This window comes from Trinickia sp. (assembly GCF_051961175.1).
Classification (GTDB): domain Bacteria; phylum Pseudomonadota; class Gammaproteobacteria; order Burkholderiales; family Burkholderiaceae; genus Trinickia.
The window spans coordinates 1-7518 of sequence record NZ_JBQCDN010000308.1; the positions used below are offsets into that span (position 1 = coordinate 1).

At 61.3% G+C, this 7518-nt stretch carries 4 protein-coding genes and 1 pseudogene; 2 read left to right on the forward strand and 3 right to left on the reverse strand.

Going from position 1 to position 7518, the window contains the following annotated elements:
• Window positions 1-333 (reverse strand): annotated as a pseudogene (locus tag ACTHL0_RS18595) (hypothetical protein); the annotation flags it as partial.
• Between the two features lie 74 nt (window positions 334-407).
• Window positions 408-1622, reverse strand: coding sequence for a non-hydrolyzing UDP-N-acetylglucosamine 2-epimerase (gene wecB, locus ACTHL0_RS18600; RefSeq protein ID WP_440568306.1), 1215 nt, complete (start codon window positions 1620-1622; stop codon window positions 408-410).
• Between the two features lie 467 nt (window positions 1623-2089).
• Between wecB and ACTHL0_RS18605 the strand changes: the two genes are divergently transcribed.
• Window positions 2090-3352 carry a multidrug effflux MFS transporter gene (locus ACTHL0_RS18605; protein ID WP_440568307.1) on the forward strand — a complete coding sequence of 421 codons (1263 nt, stop codon included), beginning with the start codon at window positions 2090-2092 and terminating at the stop codon, window positions 3350-3352.
• Between the two features lie 22 nt (window positions 3353-3374).
• On the opposite strand, the gene ACTHL0_RS18610 is transcribed toward ACTHL0_RS18605, so the two are convergent.
• Entirely contained in the window at window positions 3375-3791 is a 417-nt protein-coding gene (locus ACTHL0_RS18610; RefSeq protein ID WP_440568308.1) for a plastocyanin/azurin family copper-binding protein, read from the reverse strand.
• 654 nt (window positions 3792-4445) lie between these two features.
• Between ACTHL0_RS18610 and ACTHL0_RS18615 the strand changes: the two genes are divergently transcribed.
• Window positions 4446-7518, forward strand: a 3073-nt coding sequence (locus ACTHL0_RS18615) for an ATP-binding protein (protein WP_440568309.1), incomplete at its 3' end; no start/stop codon positions are given.

Below are 7518 nucleotides of genomic sequence, written 5' to 3' on the forward strand. Positions count from 1 at the left end.
GTTATCGACGGAAAGCACGACCGACGCCGAGCCGGGTTGCCCCTTCAGATAGCGGCCATCCAGTGAGATTGCCGCATCCGCGAGCGGCATGTTCTTCGGCACTGGCAGATAGAAATCTTGGCTCGCATTGCCCGTCAACACGACCGGTTCGGTGATGCCGAGGTCGGCGAGCGCGATGCTGCGTGTGAGGCTGGTGGCCGCGCCGAACTGGCGCAGCGCGTCACCCGGCGCGCTTGCGCTGCTGCTAGCCGGCAGCAGCGCACCGCCGGCAAGCAGGCCGAACGCGATGCAGGCGAGGGGACGGAAGGCGAAGAGTCGGCGGGTACGCGGCATGACACGAGGCTCGAAAGAGGGATGAGTGGGTGCGTCGAAGTACGGGTTCGGACCTGCTGGGGCCTGAACAGGCCCTAGGCCGGCACGTGTAGCGCCATCGGATGTGCATGAACCGCATGAGTCGGCAAGACAATCTCGTGCGGCGGTTGCTTGGCTGGAAACTCGCTGAGCGGTTGACCCGCGAGCGTCGCGACGATGCGCCGAGCCGCGAGACCGTCGCCATAGGGGCTGATCGGCTCGCGTGGGGCTGCCCCGGTTTCGCGCTCCGCGAGCAGCGCCCGCACGCCTGCGATGATCGATTCGGCGCGGGTGCCGACGAGCCTGACGGCGCCCGCCTCGATCGCTTCCGGACGTTCGGTGACATCGCGCATGACGAGCACGGGCTTACCGAGCGCGGGCGCTTCCTCCTGCACGCCGCCCGAGTCGGTCAGCACGATCGTCGCACGCTGCATGAGCCGCACGAAGCCGAGATAATCGAGGGGTTCAATCAAATGCACGCCGGGCGTATGACCGATCCGGGCCCGCACGGGCGCCCGAACGTTCGGGTTCAAATGAACGGGATAGACGATTTGCACGTTGCTGCTGCGCGCGAGCTGATCGAGCGCGGTACAAATGGCGGCGAAGCCTTCGCCGAAGCTTTCGCGGCGATGTCCGGTGACGAGCACGATGGGTTTCGCATCGTCGAGCGAGGGCAGTTGCGCGTCGAGCTTGGCGCGCAACGCGGCGTCGGCATCGATACGTGCGGTCGTCGCATAGAGCGCATCGATGACCGTGTTGCCTGTCACGACGATTCGGCCTTGCAGCGCCTCGGCCATCAAGTTGGATTTCGCGCTTTCGGTGGGCGCGAACATGATGTCGCTGATCGCGTCGATGACACGGCGATTCATCTCTTCCGGCCACGGGCTCGACAAGTCCCCCGTGCGCAAACCGGCTTCAACGTGGCCGATGCGAACACGGCGATGAAATGCAGCCATCGCGGCCGCGCAGGCTGTCGTCGTATCGCCGTGAACGAGCACGTAATCGGGGCGCTCTTGCGCGAGAACATCGTCGAACGAGAAAATGAGCCGCGACGCGAGGCCATTCAAAGTTTGATTCGCTGTCATCAGTGCCAGGTCGTAGCGCGGGCGAATATCGAATAATTCCAGCACTTGCTCGAGCATTGAGCGGTGCTGACCGCTTACGCAAACGATCGACTCCAGGCCGGGCGTGTCTTCGAGCGCTTTGACGACGGGCGCCATCTTAATCGCCTCGGGACGCGTGCCGAAAACGGACAGGATCTTCAATGTCATCGTGTGATTTCCCCGTGAATGCCTGTATGTCGTATTCGCGGTATGCGATGTGTGCCGCGAAGCATGGAATCGCTGCGCACTGACGACGGCGCCTTATCGCGCCGGATACGAATTGTCTTAATTTCTGCGGGAAATCATGCAAACAATCGTTAAGACATTCCGAAACAATCGTCAAAATGCACTGAAGGCGAGTGCGCAAACGTTTTACCGATTTTGTCGCCCATGATTTTTTCGATAATCGGGAGTGCTATACGCCTGTGAACCTGCGGCCATGCTCGTCGAGGCGGCAACGCCTACCCAGAGATAGGGCCGGCAATATAGCGTGCCGAGTCCTCGCAGCCAGTGTGACTTCGCGCATGCATGCGCCGCAAGCAAGCCATCGCGTGACTCACTACAATGGCAGGGATTCGTTGCGTGCCGCCTGCTGAATTCGAGCGGTACCCACACCGGCCCGCCTCTCGATCTCAATGACTGCCACTCTTTCAGACCGCCCTACGACGCGTGCGCGAATACCGAATTCGCCGCGATTTCTGCTCTTGCTCGTTTGCCTGTACGCTTCGGCGGGGCAACTGGCCATCGACATCTACGTCCCGGCCCTGCCTGCGATGGCGCGTTTCTTTGGCGCGTCGCCGCAGGCCATTCAGTCGAGCGTGTCCGGCTACATGGTGGCCTATGCGCTCGGCCAGCTCATCTTCGGCCCGGTCGCCGACGCCTACGGGCGCAAGCGCGTGCTGGCCTTCGGTCTGATCGTCTACACCACCGGCTGCGCGCTCTCGCTCACCACATCGCATCTCGAGACGTTCATTCTCGCCCGATGCTTGCAGGGCTTCGGGATCGCAGTGACGAACTTGCTGGCGAAGGCCATCATTACCGATTCGTTTTCTGGCCAGGCGTTGATGCATGCGTTCACCTACATGTCGATCGCATGGGGGCTGGCGCCGATCGTCGCACCCGTCATCGGGGCGCATCTGCAAACGTGGCTCGGCTGGCATGCCTGCCTGATTTTCCTGCTCGTCTATTCGCTGCTGATGTGGGGCATTCTGTGGCGCTATCGCGAGACGCTACCCTCGCCGGTTCGCCTCGAGCCGCGCACGTTGATGAAGAATGCCGCGATGGTGCTATCGAGCCCCGTGTTTCAAAGCTGCTTTCTCGCACAAGGGGTCTGCTACAGCATTCTGCTCGTGTTCAACATCGTCGGGCCGTTCATGGTGCAGAGCACGCTGCACAAACCGCCGACCTACTTCGGCTATCTCGCGCTGGGTATCGGGATGATGTACTTCCTCGGCGGGCTGTCGAATCGCATCCACGGGCCGCGGCTGCCGACGGCAGAAGCCCGGTTACGCGTCGGCGCGTGGGTCATGGTTGCCGCTTCCATCGCGATGCTGGTGCTGGCATCGACGATCGGCTTGCGCGTCTGGACGCTTGCCGCACCGGTACTGCTGATGGGCCTATGTGCCGGCGCGATGTATCCCACGCTGATGGCCAAGGGCAATTCGCTGTTCCCGCATATCGCGGGCTTGACGAGCGCCATTCTCGGCTGCGCGCTGCTGCTCGTGTCGTCGGCCATGATGGGCCTCGCAGGCTTCGTGTCTGTGCAGCATCTGGTGCCGCTTGCGGTGTTTTACGTGATTCTTGCCGGGATAGTGGTCGCCATGGTGACGAAACTGCTGCGGTACCTGTCGCAGGGACAAGGCGAGCCAGGCGCGCGTCGCAGCGGCGAGGCCGCTTAAGCGGCAGCGTTTGCCGGGCGTTTCACGGCGTCACGACAAGCGCCGTATGCATTCCCGCTGCGTAGTGTCCTGGCTTGTTGCAAATCAGCACATAGTGGCCGGGCGCAAGATTGAACGAGGCGCGCTTGCTCTTGTCCGGCGCGATGTCTTCGACCTCTCCGATTTTTTTCAGTTTTCGCTCGAGCACTTGTCCTTTGCCGACGGGCAGTGCACCGTCTGAAAGATTCGTCTTGAGCAAGACGAGCTCGTGTTCCATGTTGTTGTTCGCTGCATTCTTGACATAGAGCGTCAGGCGGCCGGCCTTCACGTCATGTGTCTCGAGCTCGATCGAGTTCGCGTGCAATGTCACGTTGATGGTTTGCTCCGCCCAGCATAGGGGTGATGTCGCGCCGAGCACAATCGCACCGGCGAGAATAGAAATGCTGTAAGTGGCATACATGACTGCGTCCTTTGCATAGAACTATCGCGGCGCCCGCGAATCGCGGGATCGCGGGGCGCGATTCGTGGAGTATGCGAACGTCCCTGCCCGTGCGATGACATGAACACTTTCTGTGCCGCGCGACACGTGGAGTAAACGAGCGCTGCGGGTGGCCTATTCCGGGTGCAAAGCCAGCGATGAATCCGAGCGCGAGGCCGCCGATGCGATCGCGCCCGGCAACTTGTGCTTGATTGTCGTGGAAGGTTTTGCAGCCCGGCTAAATGCCTTGGCGTCCCACTACGAGGCAGCGACGCATAGCGGCCAACTCAGGGTCGAGCTGCAAAGATCGGCAAGCCAATAGGACTTTATGATCAGATGATCGCCGCACATGCTCGATCACAGGGCACGATCTAACGTTTGGGAATTCGCGCGAGCGCCCGATTTGGGGGTCGAACACTGGGTCCATGCCGCTCGATGAACACACCCCGCAGGGCAGCTGCTGAGCTGAGCCCGCAAACGCCAGACGAATCGCACGCTATCGTCATAGGTTTGCGCGCTATTGCATCCCCTGCGGGCTTTTCCCATCTATTCCGAACGCCCGTATGTGGCAGACTGTTGAAAGTCAGGCCCGCGTCGAGGCCGGGCTCGGCCACCGGTTAGCGGGGGGCGAAGCGCTTGAACTTTTCTTCTTGGCTCCATGCGCTCGAGGACAGCAGCCATGTCCTCTCCAGGGATGGTGATCGCGTTTTTTATCGGGCGTGGCGCACGAACGAAGACGGGACTCGGAGCGCCGTAGTCGCGTTGCTGCCGATCGCCGAGCATCCCGCGCCGGCGTGCCTCGATCGGCTCGAGCACGAATACGGCCTGAAGGCGGATCTCGACAGCGAATGGGCCGTGCGCCCGCTGGAGTTCATTCGCGACGGACAGCGTGCGCTGCTCGTGCTCGAGGACTTCGACGGCACGCCGCTCGATCGTCTGCTCGGCGCTCCGCTCGAAACTGGACAGTTTCTACGCCTCGCCATCGGCATCGCGAGCACGCTTGACAAGGCCCATCAGCGCGGCCTCCTGCATAAAGACATCAAGCCGACCAATATATTCGTCAACCCGGCGACGGGAGAGGCCAGGCTGACAGGCTTCGGCATCGCTTCTCGATTGCCGCGCGAACGACAATCCCCCGAACCGCCCGAATTCATCGCCGGCACGCTGCCTTACATGCCGCCGGAGCAGACCGGGCGGATGAACCGGTCAATCGATTCGCGCAGCGACCTCTACTCGCTCGGCGTGACGTTCTACGAAATGCTGACCGGTAGCCTGCCCTTTCATGCGCGCGATCCCACGGAGTGGGTGCATTGCCACATCGCACGGCAGCCGGTGGCGCCCTGTCTCCGGACCAAGGACGTTCCCGCCGCCGTATCGGCGATCGTCATGAAGCTGCTGTCGAAGACGGCCGAGGAGCGCTACCAAAGCGCGGGGGGCCTACAGTGGGATCTGCATCGTTGCCTGAAGCAGTGGGAAGCCTCGCGTCGCATCGACGTGTTCCCGCTCGGCACGCACGATACGACGCACCATTTGTTGATTCCCGAGAAACTGTATGGACGCGACGCGCAGATCCGCACGCTGCTCGATGCATTCGAGCGCGTCGTCGCGCAAGGCAAGCCGCAACTCATTCTCGTGTCCGGCTACTCGGGCATCGGCAAGTCGTCGGTCGTCAACGAACTGCACAAGGTGATCGTGCTTCCGCGCGGCATCTTCATCTCGGGAAAGTTCGATCTGCGTCTGCGAGACATCCCCTATTCCACGCTCGCCCAAGCATTCCAAGGATTGATCCGGCAGATCCTGAATAGCCCGCCGTCGGATATCGACGAGTGGCGCGATGCCATCCAGCAGGCAGTCGGCAAACATGGCTGCTTGCTGACCGACCTCATTCCAGAACTGGTCAACTTGATTGGGCCGCAGCCCATGCTCCCGGTGCTCTCGCCGCTGGAAACTCAATTGCGTTTTCAATCGGTGTTTCAGAACTTCGTCGGCGTATTTGCAAAAGCCGAGCATCCGCTCGTGATCTTTGTCGACGATCTGCAGTGGCTGGACCCGGCGACGCTAACTGTCATCGAGTACTTGATCACCGACGCGGATACGCATCACCTTCTGGTGATCGGCGCCTATCGCGACAACGAGGTCGGGCCGGAGCATCCCCTGGTGAGCACGCTCAAGTCGATTCGGCAAGCGGGTACGACTGTCCATGAAATCGTGCTGGAACCGCTATCGGTAGACGACTTCAACCATCTGCTGTGCGATGCACTCAGATGTACGCGGGAACAGGCCGAACCGCTAGCTGCACTCGTGCACCGAAAGACAGGGGGAAATCCCTTTTTTGCGGGGCAATTTCTGACGAACCTTGCTGAAGAAGGTCTGCTCGAGTTCGAGCCTGTTTCCAGTTCATGGCGATGGGATCTCGCGGTGATCGACGCAAAAGGCTTCACGGAAAACGTCGTCGATCTGATGGTCCGGCGCTTGCAAAGGCTGCCGCCCAGTGCTCAGGCGGGCCTGAAGCGACTCGCGTGCCTCGGCAGCCAGGCCGATTTCGACACACTCGCAAAAATGCGCGGTTGTTCGGAAGCCGAAGTACACGCCGACTTCGGCGACGCAGTGCGGGCCGGTGCCATTATGTCCACGGAGCGCAGCTTCAAGTTTTTGCACGATCGTGTCCAAGAGGCAGCGTACGCCTTGATCGAGCCGGAACGTCGTGCCGAGCATCATCTGAGCGTGGGCCGCATGCTGCTCGCCAGCATGGACGAGCACGAAGTCGCGGCGCGCATTTTCGACATCGCGAATCAATTGAACCTTGGCGCGTCGCTCATGGTCGAGCGCGGCGAGCAGCAGCGCGCCGCGACGCTGAACCTGCGGGCCGCGAGAAAGGCCAAGGCGTCCACAGCGTACAGCTCGGCCTGTAGCTACCTGGCAGCCGCGATCACGATGCTTGGGGTGCAAGGCTGGGACGATTGCTATGAGTTGACGTTCAGTGTCTGGTTCGAGCGAGCGGACTGCGAGTTTCTCGATTCGAATTTTGCCGAAGCGGCTCAATGGGTCGACAAGCTCTCGATGCGGGCGCGATCGAAGACAGATCGCGCCGAGATCTATCGGCTTCGAATGGTGCTCCAGCTCGTGCAGGGCGAGAACGCGCTTGCTGTGCGAACGGCGCTCGAATGCCTGCGGATGTTCGGTATCGAGTTACAGGAGTGCCCGACAACCGACCAAGTGCGGAACGAGTACGAGGCCGTTTGGGCAAGACTGGGGGAACGGCCGATAGCGAGCCTCGTCGACCTGCCGGACATGGAGGACGCGGAGATGCACGCCGTGATGAACGTGTTGTCGACGCTATGGCGCTCCGCTTACTTCACCGATAGCAACCTGTGCCAATCGATTGCGTGCCGAATGGTCAATGTGACACAGCAATACGGCACGACGGAATCGGCAGTCATCGGCTATGCGCTGCTGGCTATCTTTCTGGGCCCCTTCTTCGGTCGCTATCAGGACGGAGAGGCATTTGCGCGGCTAGCCGTCGCGGTGGCCGAGAAGCATGGATTCGCCGCACAGAAGGTGGGCGCCAACTTCTTGATGCAGATGGCGCTGCTTTGGACCAGGCCCATCGAAGAAGCGGTGAAATGTGTGGATGCGGCCATCGTCGCGGCGCAGGAGACCGGAGAGATCGTCTACGCCTGCTATAGCCTGGAACATCGCCTAACCGATC

Excerpts from the sequence above, each read along its gene's own strand:
- wecB (WP_440568306.1), bottom strand. The coding sequence starts at position 1,622 with ATGACATTGAAGATCCTGTCCGTTTTCGGCACGCGTCCCGAGGCGATT.
- ACTHL0_RS18605 (WP_440568307.1), top strand. The coding sequence starts at position 2,090 with ATGACTGCCACTCTTTCAGACCGCCCTACGACGCGTGCGCGAATACCG.
- ACTHL0_RS18610 (WP_440568308.1), bottom strand. The coding sequence starts at position 3,791 with ATGTATGCCACTTACAGCATTTCTATTCTCGCCGGTGCGATTGTGCTC.